The 23,929-nt window shown below is 49.5% G+C and carries 20 protein-coding genes; 6 read left to right on the top strand and 14 right to left on the bottom strand.

All coding sequences use genetic code 11. The features are described 5' to 3' along the window. A partial coding sequence (gcvPA, locus tag L696_RS0102340; protein ID WP_025682217.1) for an aminomethyl-transferring glycine dehydrogenase subunit GcvPA occupies window positions 1-905 on the top strand: 905 nt, incomplete at its 5' end. A 62-nt stretch (window positions 906-967) separates the two neighbouring features. Further along, complete coding sequence (gene gcvPB / locus L696_RS0102335) at window positions 968-2,428, top strand: aminomethyl-transferring glycine dehydrogenase subunit GcvPB (RefSeq protein WP_049827244.1); 1,461 nt, start codon at window positions 968-970, stop codon at window positions 2,426-2,428. A gap of 119 nt (window positions 2,429-2,547) precedes the next feature. Here gcvPB and ptsP read toward each other — a convergent pair whose 3' ends face one another. The 10 genes from ptsP to L696_RS0102285 all read right to left on the bottom strand — a co-directional run bounded on the left by ptsP (window position 2,548) and on the right by L696_RS0102285 (window position 15,472). After that, a complete protein-coding gene (ptsP, locus tag L696_RS0102330) occupies window positions 2,548-4,260 on the bottom strand; it encodes a phosphoenolpyruvate--protein phosphotransferase (protein ID WP_025682215.1) in 1,713 nt (570 codons plus the stop codon). Beyond that, the gene (locus L696_RS0102325; RefSeq protein ID WP_025682214.1) at window positions 4,253-4,528 is read right to left on the bottom strand and encodes an HPr family phosphocarrier protein; all 276 of its coding nucleotides are present in this window, start codon (window positions 4,526-4,528) and stop codon (window positions 4,253-4,255) included. The genes ptsP and L696_RS0102325 overlap by 8 nt, the downstream gene beginning before the upstream one ends. Before the next feature lie 120 nt (window positions 4,529-4,648). After that, on the bottom strand, window positions 4,649-6,700 hold the full coding sequence (gene ptsG, locus L696_RS0102320) for a glucose-specific PTS transporter subunit IIBC (RefSeq protein ID WP_025682213.1): 2,052 nt from the start codon (window positions 6,698-6,700) through the stop codon (window positions 4,649-4,651). Between the two features lie 261 nt (window positions 6,701-6,961). Beyond that, window positions 6,962-7,813, bottom strand: coding sequence for a glucose PTS transporter transcription antiterminator GlcT (glcT, locus tag L696_RS0102315; protein WP_025682212.1), 852 nt, complete (start codon window positions 7,811-7,813; stop codon window positions 6,962-6,964). Between the two features lie 194 nt (window positions 7,814-8,007). Continuing rightward, window positions 8,008-9,543, bottom strand: coding sequence for a flotillin lipid rafts scaffold protein FloT (locus tag L696_RS0102310; RefSeq protein ID WP_025682211.1), 1,536 nt, complete (start codon window positions 9,541-9,543; stop codon window positions 8,008-8,010). A gap of 48 nt (window positions 9,544-9,591) precedes the next feature. After that, window positions 9,592-10,107, bottom strand: coding sequence for an NfeD family membrane protein (locus L696_RS0102305; RefSeq protein WP_025682210.1), 516 nt, complete (start codon window positions 10,105-10,107; stop codon window positions 9,592-9,594). 182 nt (window positions 10,108-10,289) lie between these two features. Further along, entirely contained in the window at window positions 10,290-11,453 is a 1,164-nt protein-coding gene (locus L696_RS0102300) for an iron-containing alcohol dehydrogenase (RefSeq protein ID WP_025682209.1), read from the bottom strand. A gap of 187 nt (window positions 11,454-11,640) precedes the next feature. After that, window positions 11,641-13,284, bottom strand: a complete 1,644-nt coding sequence (locus tag L696_RS0102295) for a UDP-glucose--hexose-1-phosphate uridylyltransferase (RefSeq protein WP_025682208.1) — start codon at window positions 13,282-13,284, stop codon at window positions 11,641-11,643. An 18-nt stretch (window positions 13,285-13,302) separates the two neighbouring features. Continuing rightward, window positions 13,303-14,292 carry a UDP-glucose 4-epimerase GalE gene (gene galE, locus L696_RS0102290; protein WP_025682207.1) on the bottom strand — a complete coding sequence of 330 codons (990 nt, stop codon included), beginning with the start codon at window positions 14,290-14,292 and terminating at the stop codon, window positions 13,303-13,305. A 1-nt stretch (window position 14,293) separates the two neighbouring features. Next, window positions 14,294-15,472 (bottom strand): galactokinase, encoded by a 1,179-nt coding sequence (locus L696_RS0102285; RefSeq protein WP_025682206.1) that lies wholly within the window; start codon window positions 15,470-15,472, stop codon window positions 14,294-14,296. A 218-nt stretch (window positions 15,473-15,690) separates the two neighbouring features. On the opposite strand from L696_RS0102285, the gene L696_RS0102280 reads away from it, so the two are divergent. Beyond that, on the top strand, window positions 15,691-16,572 hold the full coding sequence (locus L696_RS0102280) for an AraC family transcriptional regulator (protein WP_025682205.1): 882 nt from the start codon (window positions 15,691-15,693) through the stop codon (window positions 16,570-16,572). Between the two features lie 148 nt (window positions 16,573-16,720). Here L696_RS0102280 and mgrA read toward each other — a convergent pair whose 3' ends face one another. The 4 genes from mgrA to L696_RS0102260 form a co-directional block, all read right to left on the bottom strand. Continuing rightward, a complete protein-coding gene (gene mgrA / locus L696_RS0102275; RefSeq protein WP_025682204.1) occupies window positions 16,721-17,740 on the bottom strand; it encodes an L-glyceraldehyde 3-phosphate reductase in 1,020 nt (339 codons plus the stop codon). Window positions 17,741-17,827: 87 nt separating this feature from the next. Then, window positions 17,828-18,571, bottom strand: coding sequence for an NAD-dependent protein deacylase (locus tag L696_RS0102270; RefSeq protein WP_025682203.1), 744 nt, complete (start codon window positions 18,569-18,571; stop codon window positions 17,828-17,830). Next, complete coding sequence (locus L696_RS0102265; protein WP_025682202.1) at window positions 18,559-19,338, bottom strand: HAD family hydrolase; 780 nt, start codon at window positions 19,336-19,338, stop codon at window positions 18,559-18,561. The genes L696_RS0102270 and L696_RS0102265 overlap by 13 nt, the downstream gene beginning before the upstream one ends. A 16-nt stretch (window positions 19,339-19,354) precedes the next feature. Next, complete coding sequence (locus L696_RS0102260) at window positions 19,355-20,161, bottom strand: alpha/beta fold hydrolase (RefSeq protein WP_025682201.1); 807 nt, start codon at window positions 20,159-20,161, stop codon at window positions 19,355-19,357. A gap of 316 nt (window positions 20,162-20,477) precedes the next feature. Here L696_RS0102260 and L696_RS0102255 point away from each other — a divergent pair, with 316 nt between their 5' ends. From L696_RS0102255 to ilvD, 3 genes are all read left to right on the top strand, one after another. Continuing rightward, window positions 20,478-21,512 (top strand): acyltransferase family protein, encoded by a 1,035-nt coding sequence (locus tag L696_RS0102255; RefSeq protein WP_025682200.1) that lies wholly within the window; start codon window positions 20,478-20,480, stop codon window positions 21,510-21,512. 175 nt (window positions 21,513-21,687) lie between these two features. Beyond that, entirely contained in the window at window positions 21,688-21,936 is a 249-nt protein-coding gene (locus tag L696_RS0102250; protein WP_014282920.1) for a KGG domain-containing protein, read from the top strand. Between the two features lie 235 nt (window positions 21,937-22,171). Then, complete coding sequence (gene ilvD, locus L696_RS0102245) at window positions 22,172-23,860, top strand: dihydroxy-acid dehydratase (protein ID WP_025682199.1); 1,689 nt, start codon at window positions 22,172-22,174, stop codon at window positions 23,858-23,860. Window positions 23,861-23,929: the final 69 nt, after the last annotated feature.

The following is a 23,929-nucleotide window of genomic DNA, read 5'->3' as shown; positions in this document are numbered from 1 at the left end:
CCCCCCCCCCCCGCCGCAAGCAGCTTATCGTATCGCGGACCGTCCATCCGGAGGCACGTCAGGTGTTGGCGGCCTATGCACGCGGGCTGGATTTGGATGTCGTGGAGATCGACTGTGCAGATGGTGTAACTGACGTGAAGGCATTAACGGCGGCCATATCGGAGCAGACGGCGGCTGTTTTGGTCCAAAGCCCTAATTTTTTCGGGGCCGTGGAAAATCTGAAGCCGATGGCTGACCTGATCCACGCCCACAAGGGTCTTATGGTTGTCAGCGCCAATCCGCTGACGCTGGGCCTGCTGGAAGCACCCGGTAAGCAGGGCGCGGATATTGTCGTAGGAGACGCGCAGCCGCTCGGCATCTCCTCCTCCCTCGGTGGCCCAACCTGTGGTTACTTTGCCGTTTCTCAGGCGCATATGCGCCGTATCCCCGGACGTATAGTGGGCCAGACCACAGATCGCAACGGTAAACGCGGCTTCGTGCTGACCTTGCAAGCGCGGGAACAGCATATCCGCCGCGAAAAGGCCACCTCTAACATATGCTCCAATCAGGCGTTGCTCGCCTTATCCGCCTCTGTGTATTTGTCCGTCATGGGTCGACAGGGCATCGCCGAGGTAGCCGAGCTAAACTTGCACAAAAGCCGTTACGCATTGGAGCAACTACTCGGCTTGAAGGGCGTGACTGCCTCCTTTACTGCACCCACCTTTAACGAGTTTGCCCTGCGGTTACCTGAGGGTACCGATATGAATAAACTGCAAGCCGGACTGCTTGCTGCCGGATTTATCGGCGGCTACGATTTAGGGCGGGATTATGAGGAATATGCAGGTCACATGCTGATTGCCGTGACAGAGCAACGAACAAAGGAAGAGATCGACCAATTCGTGCACACCTTGGGGGGATTGCTATGACATACACTACCGGACTAGATCAGGGTACACCGACTCCAGAAGTCGAATCCAGTCGAAACCAGATGAAAGAGCATGATCAGGCGCTCATTTTTGAATTGAGCAGACCGGGCCGTATCGCCTATTCTCTGCCCGAATGCGATGTTCCCCGCCGTCCGGTGGCAGAGCTTTTGCCGGATTATGCGCAGCGCAGCGAGCCTGCGGCATTGCCCGAGGTATACGAAGTAGACGTTATTCGACATTATACCGCCCTGTCACGGCGCAATTTTGGCGTGGACAACGGATTTTATCCGCTCGGCTCCTGTACGATGAAATACAACCCCAAGGTAAACGAGGATGTCGCCCGTTATGCAGGCTTCGCCAAAATCCATCCGTACCAGCCGGAGGACAGCATCCAGGGAGCCATGGCGCTACTCCATACGCTTCAAAACGATCTGGCCGCGTTAACCGGCATGGATGCCGTCACCCTTCAGCCCGCCGCGGGCGCCCATGGCGAATGGACCGGGCTGATGATGATCCGCTCCTACCACGAAGCACGTGGTGAGCGGCGAACCAAGGTGCTCGTGCCGGATTCCTCGCACGGAACGAACCCCGCCAGCGCCGCTGTGGCAGGCTTCGAAACGATCACCCTCCCCTCCACACCGCAGGGGCTGGTGGATCTGGACGCGCTGCGTCAAGCCGTAGGCAACGACACCGCTGCGCTTATGCTGACCAACCCGAACACGCTTGGGCTGTTCGAGAAGCAAATCGCTGACATTGCCGCAATTGTGCATGAAGCGGGTGGCCTGCTCTACTATGACGGCGCGAACTCCAATGCCATTATGGGGATCACCCGCCCCGGGGATATGGGCTTTGACGTGGTGCATCTCAATTTGCACAAAACGATGAGTACCCCACATGGCGGGGGCGGTCCCGGCGCGGGACCTGTCGGGGTAAAGCAGCGGCTCATTCCGTATTTACCCAAGCCGCTTGTCGTGCGTGATCCGCAGGGTATGTACCGCTGGGACCGGGAGCAGGGAGATTCCATTGGACGGGTCAAAGCCTTTTACGGCAACTTCGGCATTCTCGTCCGTGCCTATGCCTATATCCGCAGCTACGGCCCTGACGGCTTGAAGAGAGTATCCGAATGTGCCGTACTGAATGCCAATTATATGATGCATCGATTGGCTCCTCATTTTGACATCCCTTATCCGGGGTATTGCAAGCATGAATTTGTGATGTCCGGGCGCGGCTTGAAGAAATTCGGAGTGCGTACGCTTGATGTTGCCAAACGATTGCTCGATTTCGGCTACCATCCACCTACGATTTATTTCCCGCTGAATGTAGAGGAATGTATCATGATCGAGCCGACAGAAACGGAAAGCAAGGAGACGCTTGATGCCTTCATCGACACCATGATTCAAATTTCGCGGGAAGCGGAGGAAACGCCTGAATTGGTGCTAAATGCTCCATATACCACTCCGGTCACGCGACTGGACGAAGCAACCGCAGCTCGCAAGCCGATATTGAATTGCTCATGCAGCTAAAAGCAAACTCCAACTCTAGGCATACAAAAAAGCCGGTATCTGTTAGGTACCGGCCGCTGTATGTAGACAGCAATTTTTGTTGGAAAAAGATATAACCTTTGAAAATGTAATGCCCTTCCTTAACCTTCAATGCTTTGAACCAATTCAACAACCTGCTCGGCTGTTTGCATGTCTAAAGCTTTTGCAGCCAGTTTCTCCATGTCTGCGCGGGACAATTTCGAAATTTGACTGCGTGCTGGCAGAATGGAAGTAGCACTCATGCTGAACTCATCGAGTCCCAGACCCAGCAGCAATGGAATTGCTGTTGTATCCCCTGCCATTTCGCCGCACATACCAACCCAACGTCCTTCACGGTGAGCGGCATCAATAACCATTTTCACCAGACGCAGAATGGATGGGTTATATGGTTGATACAGGTAAGAAACCCGCTCGTTCATGCGATCCGCTGCCATTGTGTATTGAATCAGATCGTTCGTACCGATACTGAAGAAATCAACTTCTTTTGCGAATTGGTCAGCCAATACCGCTGTAGAAGGAATTTCTACCATGATGCCCAACTGAATTTCTTCAGATACGGCTACACCCTCGGCTACCAACTTTTCCTTTTCCTCCAGCAACACAGCTTTGGATTCACGGAATTCGTTCAGTGTAGCAATCATCGGGAACATGATCCGCAGGTTACCATGTACACTTGCCCGTAGCAAAGCGCGCAATTGAGTACGGAAAATATCCTGACGATCCAGACACAGACGAATAGCACGGAATCCGAGGAATGGATTCATTTCCTTCGGCAGATCCAGATAAGGAAGCTCTTTGTCGCCACCGATGTCCAACGTGCGGACTACAACCGGTTTGCCTTCCATTCTTTCCAGAACGGTTTTGTATGCTGTGTACTGTACTTCTTCGGATGGAAGCTTATCGCGTCCCATGTACAAGAATTCAGTACGATACAGGCCAACGCCTTCGCCACCGTTATCCAGAACGCCAGCTACATCGTTAGGCGTACCGATATTGGCTGCCAGCTCGACATGCACACCATCGACGGAAACCGTAGCTTCGCCGCGCAGCTTGCGCCACTCTTCGCGTTGCTTGTCGTATGCTACCTGTTTAGCTTGGTATTCCGCAACGATCTCTTCGGAAGGGTTCACAAATACGTGACCATCCAGACCATCGACGATAATCAAATCCCCGCTTTTAGCTTGGGACAATATATTTTTCGTTCCTACAACCGCAGGAATTTCAAGTGAACGAGCCATAATAGCCGAGTGCGAAGTACGTCCGCCGATGTTGGTTGCAAAACCTTTAACAAATTCGCGATTCAGCTGAGCTGTGTCGGAAGGTGTCAAATCTTCTGCAAGCACAATCGTTTCTTCGGCAATTTCTGCAGGACTGACAAAATGAACACCAAGCAGGTGATTCAGGATCCGCTTGGTTACATCACGCATGTCCGATGCGCGTTCTTGCAAATAGGCACTTTTCATGTTTTCAAACATGGAAATAAACTGTGTAGCTACTTCATTCAAAGCATAGTCAGCATTAAGCTGCTCGTCTCTGATCTTAGCTTTAACCGGATCGATCAATTCAGGATCATTCAGGATTAGCAGGTGAGATGCAAAAATTTCTGCTTTCTTCTCTCCCAGCTCCTGAAGCGTTTTCTCCTTAATCGATTCCAATTCGGTTTGAGATTGTACCAAAGCCGCATCCAATCTCGCGATTTCAGCTTCAACATCACCAACCGCGCGTCTCTCTACAGCGTAATTCGGATGCTCCAAGATAAACGCCCGGGCAATGGCTATGCCTGCCGAAGCGGCAATCCCGGAAATTTTAAGCATGAACTTCGCCCAGCCCTTCGTTAACGATTACATTTTCAAGAGCTTTCAGAGCGTCAGCAGCTTCAGCGCCTTCACAGATGATGTTGATAATATCGCCTTGTTCCAGACCGAGAGACAATACACCCAGAATGGATTTCAAAGTTACTTTTTTACCGTTAGCTTCGGCAAAAGATTCAGCACCGCTGAATTTATTAGCTGTATTTACCAGAGCAGTTGCAGGACGTGCATGGATACCATCTTCATCAGTAATTCTAAAAGTTGTTTGCATAATTGTTCCTCCCACTTTCCTATGGATAATATTTGTTTACACGCAGTATACGTGTAGTGAAGCCGGGTCGATGATCAGGCGACCCAAGCCGCCTAATCACTAATCCGAAACACATAGAATTTATTTTATCGTAATTATACCATCTTCGCCAGCCTTCAATACTCCAGTTTTGTTTAAAGTTACCGAAGAACCTTCTGGAAGATTGGTAAAAATGACTGGTGAGATGATGGATTTTGCGTTTGCCTTCACGTATTCCAGGTCTACTTTCATAATCGGTTGACCGGCTGACACAAGATCGCCTTCGTTCACCAAAATGTCAAACCCTTGGCCTTTAAGTTTCACTGTGTTCACCCCGATATGAACAAGCACTTCCTTACCGCCGTCAGATTGGATACCAATGGCATGCTTGCTTGGGAATACATTGAATACTTTACCATATACAGGTGACACAATCGTTCCATCATTTGGCACGACAGCAAAGCCGTCTCCTGTCATACGTTCTGCAAATACCGGATCAGGAACAGTCGAAATATCAACCAATTCTCCGTTAACAGGCATCACGATATCTTCAACGATGATGGTCTGTTTTTCTTCACCAGCTTCCTTCTCTTCTTGCGGAGCAGGTTGAGCCGAGGCCGGAGCAGGAGCAGGTGTGCGTCCCGCCATAATATCAGCCATTTGCGTTTTAATCGTGTCGGAACGTGTACCGAAAATGGCTTGTACGTTGTTGCCGACTTCGAGTACACCCGCTGCGCCAAGCTGTTTCAGACGAGTCTTGTCAACGTTGGACTTCTCGTTAACTTCAATACGAAGACGTGTGATACAAGCATCCAAATGCTTGATATTGGACGCCCCGCCGAAAGCTTCCAAAATATTGCCTGGAAGCTCGTCTGTGGTACCGACTGCGGCTCCTTCAACATTTTCTGTAGCTTCTTCACGCCCTGGTGTTTTCAGGTTAAACTTCCGTATGATGAATCGGAATCCGAAGTAGTAAATAACCGCCAAAATCAGACCGACGATGATGACGTACCACCAAGACGTACGATTCGGAATAATCCCGAAGATCAGGAAGTCGATAAATCCGCCGGAGAAGGTCATACCGATTTTAACATTCAAAATTTGCATGGTCATAAACGACAGCCCTGCAAACACAGCATGCACCGCGAACAGCAGTGGAGCTACGAACAGGAAGGAAAATTCCAGTGGCTCCGTAATCCCTGTCAAGAACGAGGTCAAAGCTGCTGAACCCATAATACCTGCTACATATTTTTTGTGTTCCGGTCTTGCTTCATGATACATTGCAAGCGCTGCGGCTGGCAAACCGAACATCATGAACGGGAATTTACCCACTTGGAACGTACTTGCTGTCAATGCAACTCCATCACGAAGCTGGTTAAAGAAGATTTGCTGGTCACCATGAATCGTTTGACCTGCCTTGTTCACATACTCGCCGAACTCAAACCAGAACGGTGAATACCAAATGTGATGCAATCCGAAAGGAATAAGTGAGCGTTCAATGACCCCAAAAATGAAAGCGGCCAGTGTCGGGTTGGAATCAACCATGAAGTGAGATACAACGTTCAGTCCAGATTGTACGGGAGGCCACACAATGACCAGCAATAGTCCGATTAGCAATGAAGACACTGCCGTTGCAATCGGAACGAACCGCTTACCCGCGAAAAAGCCCAGATACGAAGGAAGCTCAATTTTGAAAAAGCGATTGTACATGGCCGCGGCCAGTATACCGATGATAATCCCGCCGAACACCCCGGTTTGCAGCGTTGGAATCCCCAACACGTTCGCATAGCCCGGTATTTTTTGAGCGATCAGCCCCGGTGTAACACCCACAGCTGTACCCAACGTAATGTTCATGACAAGGTAACCGATGATCGCAGCCAAACCTGCTACGCCTTCACCGCCTGCCAGACCGACAGCTACGCCGACTGCAAACAACAGTGCCAGATTATCAAAAACAATTTGTCCGGCATTCATCATGATCGTCGCTACCGATTGTACCCAGCCCGCATTTAATGCAGGAATGTACTGGAGAAAATCGGGATTGACCAACATGTTGCCGATCCCCAATAAAAGTCCCGCAGCCGGCAAAATAGCTACAGGAAGCATTAAAGCTTTGCCGACACGCTGTAAAACACCGAAAAGCTTTTTAAACATACGTTCCACTTCCTTCTCTAAAAATTAGAATACAGAGGCAAAACAACAAAAAAGGCATGAGCCGATTTAAGTATGTTTGAACACAACCTTGGGATATAGCTTACCCCGGTAGGCTGTAAACAATCATAACTTAAAACAACTCATGCCTGATCGAATCAGTAACACGTTAAATATTCAATTGTTGTCTTGCTCATTACGAAATTTAGTATAGCATTATGCCAAAAGTGAGGCAATACTTTTTTCGTTCTAGCTGTTCTAACGTTAGTCTCCCTGCTCTTTGCGTTGGGACAACCGCTGTAAATGCATCGTCAAATAGCTAACCTCAGCCGGATATACGGATTTGCGAAGCCTTTTCTCCATAATCTTCGTGAGCTTCCAGGCTAACATATACATTTCCGGATACTCTTCATTCAAAAGCTTGTCCAATCGGTAAATCTCCTGCACAATCTCTCCCCGACGTACACGTTCAATCGCAAACCTCAGATGAGTCAGCAGACGTGAGTAATCCAGGGATTGGAGAGGAATGCGATAATCCAGCGTAGTCTCTACTACCTGTACCATATCAGCAATCAATCGAGAATCCTTCCTGACCTCGGAAATATGCTGGTTCGTCACGGCACTGTAAATATGCAAGGCCACGAATCCGATTTCATCTGTTCCCAGATCCACACCCATCTTGTCCTTGATCAAAGAGACTGCCTGTTCAGCCATCTTGTATTCCTGAGGGTAAATTTCTTTCGTTTCATACAAAAACGGATTATGGATCGTAATGCCCTGCTTCTGACGATTAATGGAAAAGGCGATGTGATCGGTTAAAGCAATCAATATGTGCTCATTCAGAGGCTTCTTCGCTTGAAGCTGAACATGGTGAAGCACCTCACCAATGACCTCAATGAGCTTTTCATCCAGCTCGGGAAGCAATCGCTTGTATTGCTCCTGCTCCTCATGGCTTTTTAATATAAATAATTTTTCAACTGAATCCAACGGTATAAGATCGCCGTTTTTGCGATTGAAACCGATTCCTTTTCCAATCACAACAACCTCATCATGCTCGGGATGCATCCCGATAATCACATTGTTATTCAGCGCTTTCGCCACTTGTAGGCTGCTCACATCCGCACCTCTTTTTATCTGAACCTTGATCCTAAGAATTAGAGCATGAAGCTCAGAGGAATCCACGTTAAAGTACCAAATATTCCGCTAAAGGTCAATAAAAAGAAAACGCTTTTCATCACAATAATCGGGAAAAGCTGTGATGAAAAGCGTTTATTTCTGTTAAGGGGTATCTGCTCCTGTAAGCCCTGCGGCTATTCTTTATCCCGCGGCGCAACCTCAACCGGGGCATGAATGTGCAGCTTATCCGTTTCACCGGAGGACGATACGGAATGAAGGCCCTTTTTCCCCGTGGTCAGCCCCTTAATTAACTGCTCTACATCAATACCGGACACACTCTTGAGCATCTCTGGAGCCGTAGCCATTAGCTCTGTGACATAATTGCTGACACGCGCTGCTCCTTCTCCCTTGCCTGTATCCACAACCGTTAATTTATCAATGGACGCAATTGGCTCAGCAATCCGGCCGGCTAGTTCGGGCAGCATTTTCACGATAATATCGAGTACGGCTGCCTCACCAAACTTCTGAAACGCCTCCGCCAGCTTTTCCTTGGCCTCAGCTTCCGCCAGACCACGCAAACGGATGACATCAGCATCTGCCGTACCTTTGGCGCGTTCCGCATCCGCTTCGGCTTGCCCATCCAGCCTTTTTTGTTCAGCTGACGCTTTAGCCTGTGTCTCAATCGAGTATTGCAGCGATTCCGCCTCACGCATTTTACGCGATTTATCCGCCTCAGCGGCTTGCTCTACCGCATACCGATCCGCTTCCGCCTTCTTCTTCACTTCCGCATCATATTGTTTTTCACGCACCTGAATCTCCTTGGTTTGAAGATCAATTTCGCGCTCCTTGCGCACCAGCTCGACCTTCATCTGCTCCTCGACGGCAGTCTGTTTGGCACGGGCCTCCTGAATGTGATAAGCCTGATCGGCTTCCGCCTTGGCCGTATCCTGCTCTTTCTTAAACGAAGCCACTTTCAGTTCCTTCTCCTTGGCTGCCTCGGCAATGTTTGTATCACGCAACAGTTCAGCCTTCTGCCCTTCCTGCTCCGCACGCGCCTTTTGAATCCGGGCATCCCGTACCGCCTCAGCTTCGGCAATTTCCGCATCCCGTTTCACAGCGGCAATTCTCGGCTTACCAAGCGCATCCAGATATCCGTGCTTATCACGCACATCTTTAATCGTGAATGATACAATTTGCAGACCCATCTTTTTCAGATCGCGAGCAGCCACGCCCTGTACTTCCTGCGCAAACCGATCTCGATTACGATATACTTCCTCCACTGTCATCGAGCCGAGGATCGCACGCAAATGGCCCTCCAGCACTTCCTGAGCTTCTCCCCTAAGGGCCTCTAGCGGCTTCCCGATGAACTGCTCCGCTGCTGTTGCTACATCCTCAATGGAGCTACCGACCTTGATGATCGCCACACCGTCCGCAATCACGGGAACCCCTTGCTCCGTATACACTTCCGGTGTTGTTACATCCAGTTTATGGGACAATAAAGAAATAAATTCGGACTGCTGAAAAATAGGCCATATAAAGGCACCCCCGCCGCGCACAATTTTGATTTTACGACCGGAATCATCCTCGGAAATATTTTTATTTCCCAAAAATGAACCCGTAACGATCATTCCTTCATCCGGTCCTACCGTTTTGTAACGGGCCCAAAAAGCAATCCCTAATATGACGATAACGATGACGACAATCCCCGGGACCAATACAATATCCTGCAAACTTGACACTCCCGTTCACGCTCCCCTCAAGTTAAGCGAATGCGCCGTCTACGTGTCCAGATATGCTACGCGGACGACACCCTCTGCGACCTCAACCACGACGATACGGGTTCCCGCAGCTAGCGGTTTGTGATCAAAGCTCGATGCTGTATGTATGGTGTTGCCTGCACCCAAGCGGATCATAACCTCCCCGTAACCAACCTCAGGTACCGGAACGGTGACCTCACCGATCCTTCCGGTCAGCTCACCCATCGAGAAGCCGCTGGACACCTCCGAGTTCGCCATGGGCTTGATAAACGCAAAAAACACAAGCACTCCGATCACAAATGCAATCGCAAGGGCAAACGCAACGACCCAGCCCGTGCTCAGCCCGGTATATTTTGTCAGCAGTACGCCAGCCCCGCCAAAAGCGGTCATCGCTCCAAGTAAAACGACGGGTCTGAACCAATCTAGGCCCGGCAGCTCCAATCCATCCAGCCAACCACCAAGCACATCCCCGATCAACACACTGACCACAGTAAAGATAGCGCCCCCTGCCAACAACCACCAAAATATGGTTTCCATGCGGCTCCTCCTTCCATGTACCTTTTCAGTCTGGTTTCCAGCCTATAACTATGTTTACGTATTCAACCTTAAAAAGTTTCAAAATTTTCCTCTTAAATTCCAAATCAAACCCAAAAAAAGCACGTCCATACGTCTCAAGACGTACAAACGTGCTTGCAATATCGAATGACTAAATGACTGGATTACAGAGATGCTTTGTAAATTTCCACTACATCTTCGCGATTCAGCTTGTTAAAGCCACCAAAAGAACCGAATTTCACAGCCTTATCAGCCATAACGTCGATTTTGGAATCATCAATATCGTAATCAGCCAGACGGCTTGGCGCACCAATCGAGTTCCAGAAATCACGCAACGCCTGAATACCTTCCAGCCCTACTTCTTCGTCACTCTTGCCTTCCGGGTTCACATGGAACACATTCACAGCCAGTTGCTTGAAGCGTTCAGGCTTTACATGCAAATTGTGCTTCATCCAGTTCGGGAACAAAATCGCCAGTCCTCCGCCATGTGGAATATCATAAACAGCAGACACCGCATGCTCGATATTATGAGTTGCCCAGTCACCTGTCAGCCCCATGTTCAGGAAGCCGTTTAGCGCCATCGTACCACAGTACATAATCGTTTCACGCAGCTCGTAGTTCTCCAGATCGTTGACCAGGCCCGGAGCCGCATCAATAACTGTACGCAAAATCGTTTCACACCAGCCAAGCTGAACCGGAGTGTTAGATTCCAAATGGAAGTAATGCTCCAGCGTATGTGACATCATATCCACGATTCCGTACACCGTTTGATTTTGTGGCAGAGAATATGTGTTTACCGGATCAAGAATGGAAAACGCAGGGAACGCAAATACGCTGCCCCATCCCAGTTTTTCCTGTGTTTCTTCGTTCGTAATGACAGAACCTGCGTTCATTTCGGAACCGGTGGCGGCCATCGTCAGAACTGTACCTAAAGGCAATGCTGCCTGCGGAGTCGCTTTACGCTCTGCAAAATCCCACATGTCGCCATCATATTTCGCCCCGACAGCAATCGCTTTGGAGCAATCCAGCACACTACCACCGCCAACAGCCAGTACGAGGTCGATTTGATGTGTTTTACACAATTCCACGCCTTTATGTACTGTAGACAAGCGAGGATTTGGTTCTACACCAGCCAGTTCCGTTACCTCTGCGCCGATCTCTTTAAGTAGACTTATTACATTATCATACAAGCCGCTGCGCTTAATGCTGCCGCCTCCATATACAAGCAGTACACGTTTACCGTATTTAGGAACTTCACGCTTAAGAGCCTCTAACTGGCCTTTACCGAAGATCAATTGAGTAGGATTATAAAATTCGAATGCTTTCATCGCAAACGTTCGCCTCCAATATTTTCTAAAGTTTAATGTTAAGAAACTTCTCTATTATAACCTTTTCAGTTACAGGAAACAAATTTGCTTCTTTTTCAGAAAAAAAAACCACGCTCCTGAGGAGCATGGTTCCATGTCATATCTTGGGAGGGTTCTCGCACTGTATTATGTGCTGCCTGCATTTATTTTATTCACCTATTATATAACCCAATTGCTGTATAAAACGTCCAAACGCTTGTTGACCTTCCGAATTGCGCTTGTACACCCCTGCATGCTCCAAAATTTCACTGAATTTCAGTCCGACCTCATTTTGTACGGTACGAACAGCCGTCTCCTTGTCAGGCAGGCGACCGAATCGGGTGTTTAACTGGTAAATCCAGTCCACATGCTTGAATAGCGGATGCCCTTCCTGCTGCATAGCTACAGCCAACTCGTCGTTCCCACACAAAATATCTGCAATTTCATCCAGTTCATCCTTAAGCCGCCCCGGCAAAATCGCAAGCCCCATAACCTCGATCAGGCCGATATTTTCCTTCTTGATATGATGCATCTCCCGATGAGGGTGAAAAATACCTTCCGGGTGCTCACTACTCGTCCGATTGTTGCGTAGCACCAGATCCATCTGATACTTTCCTTTGGCATCCCTGCGTACAATCGGTGTCACCGTATTATGAGGCACCGTTTCTCCGTCCTGCTCTGTATGAGAGAGGACATCCGCTGCGGGATCGCTGTATGCCTTCCAGGCTTCAAAAGCGGCATTCCCCGCCTCCAGCAACGCTTCGACATCCGTTGAAGTAAAGCGGATCACTGACATCGGCCAGTTCACAATACCTGCTGTGACTTGCGGGAAGGCTTCATTGCGGTACACAACGTCCACCTCCGCTTTTTCAATAGGGAACGTATGACGTCCACCTTGAAAATGATCGTGAGTCAAAATAGAGCCCCCGACAATCGGCAGATCGGCATTGGAACCGATAAAATAGTGCGGGAACGCTTTCGTAAATGCCAGCAACCGCCGCAGCGTATCCTTCGTAAGCTTCATCGGCACATGATCGTGATGGAACACGATGCAATGCTCGTTGTAGTACACATAGGGCGAATATTGAAAGAACCACGGTTCCCCGTTCAATTCCACCGGAAGGATGCGCAGGTTTTGGCGGGACGGATGATTCACTCTTCCGGCATACCCAACGTTTTCACGGCATAATTGACATTTTGGATAAACAGGCGGCGGAAGAAGCTTCGCCATTGCGATTTCCTTCGGACTTTTCTCCGGTTTGGACAGATTAATCGTGATTTCCATATCTCCGTAAGGTGTCGGCTGATTCCAGTACACATTGCTGGCAACGCGGTCCATTCGGATGTAATTCGAGTCGATGGACAGTTGATAAAAAGCATTTGTCGCCGCCTCTATACCGCGTTCAGCCTCCGTTTGGTGAAACTCACGGATGACTTCAGACGGTCTTGCCATCAGGAGACCCATAATTTTGGAATCCAGCAAATCACGGTACGTAGCTGTGTTTTCCGATATGAGTCCAATCGTATAGCCATAATCAATCAATACATTAAGCACAGGCTGGAGAACTTCGGGGGCTGTAATGCCCCCTGCCTCCCCGCCGGAATAAGGCTCCGAAAACCCGAACTGCTCCAGCAGCAGATTACGGCTGTAATCTGTGTCTTGCGGACCGATCAATCCCCGGTTTTGTGCGAATGCAACCAGTTGCTCAATCGCATACAGAGCGGCTTGCTGTACAGTTTCGTCGATGTCTTGGGCCCCATACCGGGAATGTTCCCGGCCTTGACCTCTATCTGCGGATTGACTCTCGCTCATCATGTCATCGTCTCCCGTCTATTCGTCGCCGTAGCCCTGAGGGTGCGACTGATGCCAGCCCCAAGCTCCGCTAATAATGTCCTCCAGTTGGGTACGTGCCGGACTCCAGCCCAGCACTGAACGTGCCTTGTCAGAAGAGGCAACCAATACTGCCGGATCACCCGCGCGCCGTGGCTCTGTAACGACCGGAATGTCGAGTCCGGTGACCTTGCGTGCCGTCTCGATAACTTCCTTCACCGAGAAGCCCTGTCCGTTGCCCAGATTAAACACGTTGCTGTCATGGCCTTCGCGCAAATAATTCACCGCACGCACATGGGCATCTGCCAGATCGCTCACATGAATGTAATCCCGGATGCACGTTCCGTCAGGTGTAGCATAGTCCTCACCAAATACCGCGATGTGCGGGCGCTGTTTCAGTGCTGTCTGGAGTACCAGCGGAATCAGATGACTTTCCGGACGATGATCCTCACCGATTTTGCCGCTGTCATGCGCACCAGCCGCATTAAAATACCGCAAGGACACATATTTGATGCCCAATACTTTATCAAACCACGACATCATGCGCTCCATCATCAGCTTCGTTTCACCATATACATTTGTTGGCTCCGTACGGTCTCCCTCTTCAATCGGCACCTTCTCCGGTTCGCCATAGGTAGCCGCAGTGGAGGAAAATACGATTCTGCGCACACCAGCATCCTTCATCGCCTCCAGCAAGCTCAACGCGCCGAATACGTTGTTGTCATAATATTTACCCGGATTTTGCATACTTTCCCCAACCAGCGAGTTGGCTGCAAAATGGATAACCGCATCGATACTGTTTTCGGTGAACAGTCTGGACAGCAGCTCTTTATCTCTCAGATCACCTTCATACAGCTTGCCTCCGAGCAGCGCTGCCTTGTGCCCGGTTTGCAAATTGTCCAGCACCACAACTTCTTCTCCCCGATCCAACAGTTCTGCTACGGTATGTGAACCGATATATCCGGCTCCGCCTGTTACTAAAATGGCCATGTCATTCGTCCTCCTTCAGTTCTTTAACTCCGTCTCCTGCCTTGCATACATAAAAGCTGGCTTCCAGCCCTGTCCGGGTCTGATAAGCTTCGCCGACTTCCTTCACAAACCGTTCCACATCGTCCTCATGAACCAGTGAAACCGTACAGCCCCCAAATCCGGCTCCCGTCATACGCGAGCCCAGCGTGCCGAGAATACGTCTTGCTTCTTCCACCATTACATCCAGCTCCGTACAGCTGACCTCATACAGATCGCGCAGCGAATCATGTGAAGCGTTCATCAACTGTCCAAAGGCTGCAAGATCATTCGCCGCAAGGGCATCGACAGAAGCCAGAACACGAGCGTTTTCCTCCACCACATGCTGTGCCCGGCGGCGTACCGTTTCATCCGTAATATAATGCTGGAGCTCACCGAAGCGGGCTTCATCCAGCTGAGCGAGATATTCCAGCGACGGCTCCTGCTGCTGCAATATCGACAACGCCTCGGCGCATTGGCTGCGACGCTCGTTATAGGCTGAGTCTACCAGCCCACGACGTTTGTTCGTATTGCCAATGATCAGCTTATAAACGCCCGTACGGAAAGGCACCGTGCGGTACTCCAGCGTATCGCACATCAGCAGAATCGCATGATCAGCCGCACCGTTCGCTACGGCGAACTGATCCATAATGCCGCAATTGACGCCTACATAATTGTTTTCTGCCCGCTGGGACAACAGCGCAATTTCAACCGTGTCTGTTGCCTGCTTTTCGGCAGTGAGCAGCGCATAGCCTGTTACGACCTCAATGGAAGCAGATGAAGACAATCCGGCACCATTCGGTATTTCTCCATGATAGAGCAGGTCGTATCCGCTAGACGGATAAACTCCCTTTTCAGCCAGCTCCACCAGCACACCCACCGGATAGTCCACCCATTCGTCCGTCTTGTTGTTACCTATTTCTCCGCGCGGTATGGACACTTCATATGACAGGTTTGTCGAAGCAAAATGAATTTCATCATCATTTCGTGCACGAAGAATCAGCGTTGTACCGAATTCCAGTGCAGCCGGGAGTACATAGCCACCGTTGTAGTCGATATGCTCCCCAATCAAATTGACACGCCCGGGAGCATGAAATATCCGCAGCTCATGGCTGCTTTCACCATATTTGTCGATAAAACGTTTCTTTATTTCAGTAGTGTTCATATTCGCATCCACCTCATCACCGTTAGTAAAGGCCCCCTGACTTCCCTGTAACAAACTTAATCAGGTTGGCACTTCTTATGATTTCAGTATAAATGAAAGCGTCAAACAATGTAATGCATCCATGTGTTAAAGCTATGGATAAATGTGACTTTGATATGTACAATGTAAGTATACCGCATCTATTAAACCATTCACAAATCTAGGAAGGATGACCAGATTTGCAAACGCATTCATATAGTTATGCCGTGGCCTCCAATCCGGTCTTTTATGAAAAAAGCCCGCTGCACGTGCTTTTTGCCGGGGAGAGCCAAACTAAATCCGGTCATGCTGTCGGGCCGAAGCTCTATGATTACTATCTACTCCATTTCGTAGAATCGGGAAAAGGCATCTTCCGAACAGAGCAGCACGCATATCAGCTTGAAAAAAACGATTTTTTCCTGATCCATCCCGGTCAGCTTGTAAGCTACACCTCCGATGAAGAGGAACCGTGGCGGTATCGCTGGTCTGCGTTTACAGGACAGCATACCGAACAGGTGGTGCAGGAAGCAGGGCTACACGTGCATCAGCCTGTCTTCCACGCTTCCAGTGAGAGCCTGATCCCCGGCTATTTGGAGCAGATGCAGTTAGCCTTTTACAGCCGAAAATCCAGCTCGCATCTTGCAGCCCTTGGCTACCTGTATCTGATCATGGGGGAAGCGGGTAATCATTTAAGTGACTGGTCTGACCCGACCGGGGCGGATTCGCAAATTCGGCGGACGGTCAAGCAGATGGTCCAATATATGTCCACTCAATACGCGCATCCCGTTTCTATCGAACAAATGTCCGAAGGACTTGGCTATAACCGTGCGTATTTGTCACGCATATTCAAGAAGGAAACGGGCGTCTCCCCTGTTACCTATCTGCTCAAGCTGCGAATTGACAAGTCTCGCCAACTGCTACGCGAGCGTCCCGAGCTTTCGGTGGAGCAGGTGGCCGCTTCGGTGGGATTGACCGACGCTTTGTATTTCTCGCGTCAATTCAAGCGCTTCTGCGGTCAGTCGCCAACCCAGTATCGAAACAAGGTTCAGCAATATCCGCTTCCTGCTCCGTCTGATGATTAATCCTCAGTTGCAGCATAGGCAACAACCAATCCGTATGGTTCGGAACATAGCAAACAGCCCGCATCCTTCAACGATGGGGGCTGTTGCGTGTATATCGGGTATGAGAACATGCATGTTATACCGATGATGATGGAATATTTTTGGGCCTTTAGGCTGTGCCGCCGTCCTGTCCGTTCCCGGCATTCAGAATCGAATCAATCCGATCCAGCTCTTCCTGTGAAAAGTCCAGATTGGACAAGGCAGCAACGTTTTCTTCAATTTGGCTCACACGGCTTGCCCCAATCAGAGCAGAGGTTAAGCGACCGCCGCGCAGAGACCAGGCAAGTGAAAATTGAGCCAAGCTTTGTCCGCGTGCAGCCGCCATCTGATTCAAGGCGCGCACCTTACGGAGCGTTTCTGGCGTCACATGGTTCTCATTTAAGAAAACAGACGTACTCGCCGCCCGTGAATCCTCGGGAATTCCGTTCAAATATTTATTGGTCAGCAATCCCTGAGCCAGTGGGCAAAAGGCAATACTGCCGATCCCATTTTCGTCCAGCACATCCTGCAAGCCGTTTTCAATCCAGCGGTCGAGCAGAGAATATTTGGGCTGATGAATCAGCATCGGTGTTCCCAGTTCCTTCAAAATACGAGCGGCTTCTGCCGTTTGCTCCGCACTATAATTAGACACGCCCACATACAACGCTTTGCCGGAACGTACGATATGATCCAGAGCCTGCATTGTTTCTTCCAGCGGCGTATCAGGATCAAAGCGGTGGGAGTAGAATATGTCGACATAATCCAGCCCCAATCGCTTCAAGCTCTGATCCAGACTGGATATCACATACTTGCGTGAGCCCCATTCACCATAAGGTCCTGGCCACATATAGTAACCCGCCTTGGTCGAAATGACTATCTCATCCCGGTACGGCTTCAAATCACTAGCCAACACTTGTCCGAAAAATTCCTCTGCCGAACCGGCTGGAGGACCATAGTTATTGGCCAGATCAAAATGCGTAATCCCCAGATCAAAGGAGCGGGTAACCATGTTACGACCGTTCTCCGCATTGTTAATCCCGCCAAAATTGTGCCACAAGCCCAGTGAAATGGCGGGCAGCTTAAGGCCCGATCTCCCTGTGCGGTTATATTTCATGCTTTCATAACGATCATCGCTAGCCAAATAAACCATGCTATCCCAGCCTCTCTCGAAACAATGTTATGTCCATTACAACAACATCATCATAGCGCTTTTATCCGGTCGTTGACAAGAAAACGATTACAAACCCAATTGATTGCCGAGTTCTTCCATAACCTTGCCGATGGGATCGGTCATCAGGAGATCCGCCTTGTGATCATAAGAGGTGGGGTCTGTATTGAGCAGCACCGTATGTTTACCGTGAAAATAAGTAATCAGCCCCGCCGCAGGATGCACCGTCAGCGAGGTTCCTCCAATTAACAGCAGATCGGCCTGCGAGATAGCCTGAATGGACCGGACAAGCGTATCCTGATCCAGCTCTTCCTCGTATAAAACGACATCCGGTTTGATAATCCCACCATCTACCGGACATTTGGGCACTACCTCGGAGCTGTCCATCACTTCGTTCAGACTGTAAAAGCGCCCGCACTCCATACAATGATTGCGATGCACCGAGCCGTGAAGTTCCAGCACATTCACACTGCCTGCGGCCTGATGCAAGCCGTCAATGTTTTGCGTCACGACTGCTTTGAGGCGGCCTTGCTGTTCCAGTGACGCAAGGAAACGATGGCAGCCGTTCGGCTCTGCATCCGGATGCAGCATTTTACTCCGGTAGAAGCCGAAGAACACTTCAGGATGCTTCACAAAAAAGGAACGGCTAAGCATAACCTCCGGGGGATATGGCAATTTTTCCTCACTCTGATACAGACCAGCCGCCGAACGAAAATCCGGGATACCGCTCTCCGTCGACGTACCCGCCCCACCGAAAAAAACAATGTTTTGTGATTGCTGTATCCAATCAGCCAACGTTTTTACTTTGTCCATGTTTCACGCACCTCCAGCTCTTCATATCCGTGGACGATGATGTCCGCATCCAGCAAATGACCGGAACGTTCCGGCTCTGGCGCAAATCCGATGGCCCGCCGCACCCCGGCACGCTTGCCCATCTGCATATCCCCGTTGCTGTCTCCGATGACAACCACATCCGCTGGTGACAGTCCCAGCAAGGAGCAAGCTTTTTCAGCCATCTCCGGGTCCGGCTTACCGTATGTAACCCTGTCGTGTCCGATGACCTCGTCAAAATATGACGTCAGCCCCATCCACTCCAGGTGCTCCTGCGCAGCCTCTGTACTGTCAGAGGTCACAACTGCCAGCTTCAATCCGGCACGGCGGCTTTGCTCCAGTAGCGTCCGTAAGCCCGGAAACACCTTCGCTGCCCGATGTCGCCGCACATCAGCCATCGCCGTTTTGTTAAAATCCCGAACCAGCCTTACTGCTTCATTCCATGGTACACCGGCAGTATAAAGCTGCCAAGCCAGTACACCCGTGCTTTCATCCACTGTCCCCATCGCCAGCGGGCCGGAAGGATCATAGCCGATCACGTGCCCCTCAGGGTCGTGGATCGTACCCAGAATGCTGCCTTTTTCCACCATAAAATCTGTACCTGCCACAGCAAGATGCTGTTCCAGCATCTCTAGTATAGAACGGGCCCAGGGACCCCACAACTGAATAAAATCCAGCAGTGTGCCATCCTTGTCCAATAAAATGCCACGGCATGGAAACCGCTGTCCCTGAACGACTAACTCAGACATGCAGCCCGCCTCCTCATTACTGTTTTTTTGGAGCTGAATCTACACTCTCTTTCATCCAGTCCTGCAAAGCTGAAACCGTCTGATTCCATTGCTCGGCTGGGCTAATTTTCGCTGGGTTATCCCCCTTTTGGACTCCGTAGCTGCCGAATTGGGCATGATTGCCGCCCTCAACTGTAAAATACAGCGTATTGGCTGGTAGATAAGCTCTTCCACTCTGAACACTTTCCATTTTAATAACTCCATCATCACTTCCAAGCAGGGAAATGACCGGCAGATTTTTATCCTTCAAATTTCCTTTATTGTCTGGGTAGGAAGCAAGGAAAAATACGCCCTTGACCTGATCGGGATGTGCAGCGGCATAGCGGGCTGCTATAACACCACCTAACGAATGGCCTCCAATCACAAAAGCTTCTTTCGGATATGCCTTCAGTACCTCACCCGCCAAATCCGGGGAAGTCAATGCAAGATTCAGCGGCATTTTTGCAATGATCACATGATGACCCTTTTCCGCCAGACGGCGGGCCAAAGGAGCATAACTTTCGGGCTTCACCAACGCACCCGGATACAAAATAACTCCAGCACCATTTCTTTTTGCAGGCTCAAAACCAACCCAATGCTCCTGTTCGCTCACCTTCACAGCATCGGCTGCTTCTGCTAATGCCGCAGTGGCCGTGTTGTCAGGCTGATAGGGCGTAAATACCTTCCATGCTCCCCAGCCAGCGATAAGCACAATGACAATCAGGATACCCAAAAGAATTTTCCATATTTTCCGGGGACCGCGTGTCCCATATGAGCTGTATGATCTTCTCGTTCTTCTTCTCATTTTAAATGTTCCTTTCGTATTTCTTACCTCGTGATTCATGACTTGTGGATGAAATTTTTTTGCTGCGCAAATCAGCTTATCTATAGCCTTGTTAGGGTACCATCGTTGCGCACACAGGGTCAAATAAGAAGACATTTCCAGACATTAGCCCGGTCTTTTCCCCCTGTTCAAGCTTCCGCCACATATTAAGGACATGATAACGCTTACTATTGTGAATAAAATCACAATGGTAAGGCTCAGAGTATCGTACCTTGTTCCTTGTAAGGATTATTTTATACAGAGTTTACTCGGCTGAGTGCCGTTCGGAGGGAATTACATGACGACAAGCCATGACATACAAGGAGAAAGCTTTTTTCTCAATTTGCGCTTTATGCTGATCATATGCGTATTTGCAGGCAATGCTCTGGAGCCATTGGTCGGCTCGCTTCACATCGCCCAACAATGGTTTAGCTGGATATTCATGTTTCATATGCCGTTGTTTGTGCTCGTTACAGGGTACTTTGCTAAAACATCGTTAGCTGGGCCCGCAGGCCGGAAAGTCTTGCTTCAGATCGGTATGCAATATCTTATTTTCCAAACCCTCTATTCGATATTGGATGCTGTACTCTTCCATGTCCCTCATATTCATCATTCTTTTTTTGCACCTTATTTGCTGCTCTGGTTCCTTGCCAGTCATATTTGCTGGAGACTGCTGATGCTTGCTTTCCAGGGAATGCCGCCTGTTGTTCAAATAGGTATCTCCGTGCTGCTGGGTATCCTTGTCGGGTATCTACCGGTGGATGGCATCTGGCTCAGCATAAGCAGAACCTTTGTTTATTTGCCCTTTTTCGTAGCAGGGTATCATCTGCATTATGCAGATGTTCGTCGCTTCTTCACGACTCCAGTTCGTGTGATCGCAGGCGTTGTGTCCCTTCTGCTTATGGTACTGGCGGGAACGTCATACTACGGGATTCCGGCAGGCTGGCTGTATGGCAGCATGACTTATAGTGAACTGGGCCATACCGAATGGTATGCGGGGATTTACCGCATTGGCCTTTACGGAGTGCAATTCATAGCGGCCATTGCGTTTCTGAGCTTTGTTCCAGCCGTCACTGGACGTATAACTGAAATGGGGCGGCGGACATTATACGTCTTTTTACTTCATGGTCTGATTGTCCGCACCACTGTTGCCAAGGGAATTTACGATTATATAGACACTCCGATAGAAGTGATGCTGATTGTAGCGTGTGCTGCGGGTCTGTGCTGTCTGCTAACTCTGCCTTGGGTGCGGAATGCAACACATCCTTTAATCGAGCCACGGGTCGACTGGATGCTTAAACCGTCTCCTTACCTTTTTAAACGATCCGCATAACTTTTTATGTCCATTCTGATTCAAGTATCTGCACGCGACAATCCGCTATCAGACGGAAAATCAGGCGGACCCTGACCCTCTTTACTTAGCAAAGAGCCTGTTTCATCAAGGCGTGATGTGGTAAGTAAAGGATGCGCGCAACAAAAAACAACTTTTCATAAAGGAGTGATTTGTCATGGCACGTAATCAGGATCAGGGTAAAATGAGTCGCGAAGAGGCAGGTCGTATGGGTGGAGAAGCTACATCTAAGAAGCACAATAAGGAATTTTACCAGGAGATTGGTAAAAAAGGCGGGCAAGCCACTGCTAACTCCCATGATAAAGAATTTTATCAGGAAATTGGTAAACGCGGCGGCGATGCTACGGCAGAGTCCCATGACAAAGATTTTTACAGGGACATTGGACGCAAAGGCGGCAGAAATTAATGTGCAGTACCACATAAAACACCCTTCATCACTTTAAAAGCAAGCTCACGCCCATCCCGCTTATTGCGGAGTGGGCTTTTTCATATTTGGCCGACATCACAAAAATCCAATCGATTACTTTCTATATATGTAGAAAAAAGCTCACATCTATGATAGACTCTTTAGAAAACATCTGCGCTATTACGGCGTCCATTGAACGCCATACTATTTTATACTTTGGGGGGAAACCAGCATCATGACAGCAAAGACGAAAATGCGTTCCGATATGATTAAAAAAGGCTTTGACCGCGCTCCTCACCGCAGCTTGCTGCGCGCAGCGGGTGTCAAGGAAGAAGATTTTGACAAACCGTTTATTGCGGTATGCAACTCGTATATTGATATCGTACCGGGTCACGTCCATTTGCAGGAATTCGGCAAAATTGTCAAGCAAGCCATTCGTGAGGCAGGCGGTGTACCTTTCGAGTTTAACACCATCGGTGTAGATGACGGTATTGCCATGGGGCACATCGGTATGCGTTATTCTCTGCCAAGCCGCGAAATTATAGCTGACTCTCTGGAAACTGTCGTTTCCGCTCACTGGTTTGACGGCATGGTTTGCATTCCTAACTGTGATAAAATCACACCCGGCATGATGATGGGCGCATTGCGCGTTAACATTCCAACTATTTTCGTTAGCGGCGGTCCTATGAAAGCTGGTAAAGACAAGAACGGACGCTCTATTTCCCTGACCTCCGTCTTCGAAGGCGTAGGTGCATATCAGGCTGGTAAAATCGACGATCAAAGCCTGCTGGAATTAGAACAATACGGCTGTCCAACTTGCGGCTCTTGCTCAGGTATGTTCACAGCGAACTCCATGAACTGTCTCGCAGAAGCGATGGGTCTGGCTATGCCTGGTAACGGCACCATTCTCGCAGTAGCGGAAGAACGTAAAGAATTCGTCAAACAATCTGCACGTCAATTGATGGAATTGATCAAGCTGGACCTGAAACCGCGTGATATCGTGACTAAAGAAGCTATTGATAACGCATTTGCGCTGGACATGGCAATGGGTGGCTCTACCAATACAGTATTGCACACATTGGCACTGGCTCATGAAGCTGAAGTAGACTACCCTATCGAACGGATTAATGAAGTGGCGAACCGCGTACCTCATTTGTCCAAATTAGCACCTGCTTCCGACTATCATATCGAGGATGTTCATAATGCAGGCGGCGTAAGCGCAGTGTTGAATGAACTTCTGAAGAAACCGGGCGCGCTGCATGGTGACTGTATTACCGTAACCGGAAAAACACTCCGTGAAAATGTAGAGGGTCAGGAAATTCTGGATACCAATGTTATCCACAAGCTGGACAACCCTTATTCCGAACGCGGCGGTTTGGCTGTATTGTTCGGTAATCTGGCGCCGCAAGGCTCCATCATTAAAGTCGGTGCAGTTGATCCGTCTGTTGGTGGCTATCACAAAGGCCCTGCCATCTGCTTTGATTCACAGGAAGATGCGCTGGCTGGCATCGCAAACGGTAAAATCGCAGAAGGCCACGTTGTTGTTATCCGTTATGAAGGTCCTAAAGGTGGACCGGGTATGCCTGAAATGCTCGCTCCAACTTCGCAAATCGTCGGTATGGGACTTGGTGCCAAGGTCGGTCTGATCACAGACGGACGCTTCTCAGGCGCATCCCGTGGTATCTCCATCGGTCACATTTCCCCCGAAGCAGCAGAAGGTGGCCCTATCGCTTTTGTTGAGGACGGGGATATTATCGAGCTGGATCTGAACAATCGTACGATTGAACTGCAAATTAGTGACGAAGAATTTGAACGTCGTCGGGCGAACTGGAAAGGCTTTGAACCGAAGGTTAAAACAGGTTACCTGGCGCGTTACTCCAAGCTGGTGACCAATGCAAGCAACGGCGGTATTATGAAAATCTAATCCTTATCATGATATGTTTTAAAAACGAATAAACAAAAGCCTCCTGAACACCCTGATCACAGGGGTTGG

Source organism: Paenibacillus maysiensis, assembly GCF_000520815.1.
GTDB classification, from domain to species: Bacteria; Bacillota; Bacilli; order Paenibacillales; family Paenibacillaceae; genus Paenibacillus; species Paenibacillus maysiensis.
Note: the sequence above shows the minus strand (reverse complement) of the source record. Positions and strands in the feature narration are given on the sequence as shown.

Excerpts from the sequence above, each read along its gene's own strand:
- L696_RS0102265 (WP_025682202.1), bottom strand. The coding sequence starts at position 19,338 with ATGTCTGAGTTAGTCGTTCAGGGACAGCGGTTTCCATGCCGTGGCATT.
- L696_RS0102285 (WP_025682206.1), bottom strand. The coding sequence starts at position 15,472 with ATGAACACTACTGAAATAAAGAAACGTTTTATCGACAAATATGGTGAA.
- L696_RS0102260 (WP_025682201.1), bottom strand. The coding sequence starts at position 20,161 with ATGAGAAGAAGAACGAGAAGATCATACAGCTCATATGGGACACGCGGT.
- L696_RS0102270 (WP_025682203.1), bottom strand. The coding sequence starts at position 18,571 with ATGGACAAAGTAAAAACGTTGGCTGATTGGATACAGCAATCACAAAAC.
- L696_RS0102300 (WP_025682209.1), bottom strand. The coding sequence starts at position 11,453 with ATGAAAGCATTCGAATTTTATAATCCTACTCAATTGATCTTCGGTAAA.
- gcvPB (WP_049827244.1), top strand. The coding sequence starts at position 968 with ATGAAAGAGCATGATCAGGCGCTCATTTTTGAATTGAGCAGACCGGGC.
- galE (WP_025682207.1), bottom strand. The coding sequence starts at position 14,292 with ATGGCCATTTTAGTAACAGGCGGAGCCGGATATATCGGTTCACATACC.
- ptsG (WP_025682213.1), bottom strand. The coding sequence starts at position 6,700 with ATGTTTAAAAAGCTTTTCGGTGTTTTACAGCGTGTCGGCAAAGCTTTA.
- L696_RS0102295 (WP_025682208.1), bottom strand. The coding sequence starts at position 13,284 with ATGAGCGAGAGTCAATCCGCAGATAGAGGTCAAGGCCGGGAACATTCC.
- L696_RS0102305 (WP_025682210.1), bottom strand. The coding sequence starts at position 10,107 with ATGGAAACCATATTTTGGTGGTTGTTGGCAGGGGGCGCTATCTTTACT.
- ptsP (WP_025682215.1), bottom strand. The coding sequence starts at position 4,260 with ATGCTTAAAATTTCCGGGATTGCCGCTTCGGCAGGCATAGCCATTGCC.
- L696_RS0102325 (WP_025682214.1), bottom strand. The coding sequence starts at position 4,528 with ATGCAAACAACTTTTAGAATTACTGATGAAGATGGTATCCATGCACGT.
- L696_RS0102250 (WP_014282920.1), top strand. The coding sequence starts at position 21,688 with ATGGCACGTAATCAGGATCAGGGTAAAATGAGTCGCGAAGAGGCAGGT.
- L696_RS0102255 (WP_025682200.1), top strand. The coding sequence starts at position 20,478 with ATGACGACAAGCCATGACATACAAGGAGAAAGCTTTTTTCTCAATTTG.
- ilvD (WP_025682199.1), top strand. The coding sequence starts at position 22,172 with ATGACAGCAAAGACGAAAATGCGTTCCGATATGATTAAAAAAGGCTTT.
- mgrA (WP_025682204.1), bottom strand. The coding sequence starts at position 17,740 with ATGGTTTATTTGGCTAGCGATGATCGTTATGAAAGCATGAAATATAAC.